The organism is Allocoprococcus comes (genome assembly GCF_013300725.1).
Taxonomy (GTDB): domain Bacteria; phylum Bacillota; class Clostridia; order Lachnospirales; family Lachnospiraceae; genus Allocoprococcus; species Allocoprococcus comes_A.
The window spans coordinates 1-1621 of sequence record NZ_JAAIMM010000075.1 but is presented as its reverse complement, the minus strand read 5'-3'; the positions used below and the strand labels follow the sequence as shown (position 1 = coordinate 1621).

Here is a 1621-nt window from a genome sequence, read left to right as displayed (position 1 = left end):
AAAATAGTCTGCAAATAAAAAGTCAAGCAGAGATTAATGAACTTTGAAAAATTTATACAGGTTGAACGTAAGACATGAAAATAAGACCACCGCGATGCGCTAGTCTGGTAGAAGTTAAAAAGTGATATTAAATAGTTTCATTATTCGACAAGTTGGATAGATATTCTCTTACCCGACCATAATAAATCCGGAGAAATTTGTTTGCCCCGGCAGTCATATAAACATAATAAGGTTTGCCTTCGGATCGTTTTTTATCCATAAAGGCATAAACAGGATCATCCACTGGAGATCGTTTGATAAGACTGTCCATGATCTGAAAAAGAGCTTTACGCAGGTAGGGAGACCCCTTTTTAGAGGTTCGCACACTGTTCTGTATGTGCTTTCCAGAATCATTTTTACCGGGATCAACACCTGCAAAAGCAGTAAGGGCTTCCCGGTGTGTAAAACGGGAAACATCCCCAATCTCAGCGATAAGCTGCGGACCAAGGGTTGCCCCTACACCGTTCATATCCATAACAACCGGATATTCCGGAAGTGTGGATGCAAGCTCATTCATTTTTGAACGGAGCGATTCTACTGTTTTCGAAGCAGTGTTTAGTAATGCTACTGCCTGCCATATCAACATTTTTGTGATGTCATCCTTTGGAAATACGGCAATCAGATCAGAGGAAATCTGATAAATTTTCGCTGCTTTCTCTGCACTGAAGTTATAGTTTTTACGTTTGCACCAATTCTGGTAATGCTCCGTAAAGGCATTTAATGACTTGGAGCGGACGCAATCGACATGCCAGTAGGTATGAATGAAATCTACCCATTTTTGGCTGCCGTCATTGCGGGCAGGACTGTCAAAGAAATCATTGGCTCCCGGATAAGTCTGGTCGATCAGTGCAATGAGATTGTTTTTCATTGCAGTTTTCTGAGCCATATAGAATCCAAATTGTCGGTTCATAGTTTTTAGTTGGTTACGTGTTTTATCCATGATTCCATATTGCTTCAGTTTAGCCCAACGGTCAAGAGTATAACGTGCGATTTTTTTAGAATCTGCTTTATCTGTTTTGGGTGTGCGGAGGGAATCATCACCGAAATCTCTGATCAGGATAGGATTTACGGCACTGACAAAGATACCGGCATCAGAAAGCCATGTGGCAACCGGTTCATAGTATCTGCCGGTATGCTCCATGCAGACTTTGGTTTCGCCTTCAAGGCTTTTGATCTGTTTGATCAGGTCGTTTATGGCAGACTGGGAATGAGGGATATCGCAGGGGGACATAAGAATCACATCTCCTGGTTTTCGGATAGTGACAGTGCTTTTTCCTTTGGAAACATCAATACCAACAGCGTTCATAACAGATACTCCTTTGTAATGTATTAGCAATGGTCAATACCAGTTTTCTCATTGCCTATTCAATCTACTGGGTGTTTCACACGAACGTATCAAGGTTCAACCTGCATAAAACGAATGCTGCGAAAGAGTGGCTGGTTGGCTGACTATTTTACGGACGTAAAGTCCTGAGAGAAGGAGGCCAGACCTATTGCTCCACTCATTCTAACAGCTTAAGCAACAAGATGGATAATTCCTTACTGGCTGTAAGGGATATTAACCATAAATATATTGTAGTAG

The 1621-nt window shown here is 41.6% G+C and carries 1 protein-coding gene; it reads right to left on the bottom strand.

Going from position 1 to position 1621, the window contains the following annotated elements; all coding sequences use genetic code 11:
* Positions 1–127 precede the first annotated feature (127 nt).
* Positions 128–1345, bottom strand: coding sequence for an IS110 family RNA-guided transposase (locus G4407_RS16010; protein WP_173689670.1), 1218 nt, complete (start codon positions 1343–1345; stop codon positions 128–130).
* Positions 1346–1621 lie beyond the last annotated feature (276 nt).

Coding starts and splice junctions, on each gene's coding strand:
- G4407_RS16010 (WP_173689670.1), bottom strand. CDS start 1,345: ATGAACGCTGTTGGTATTGATGTTTCCAAAGGAAAAAGCACTGTCACT.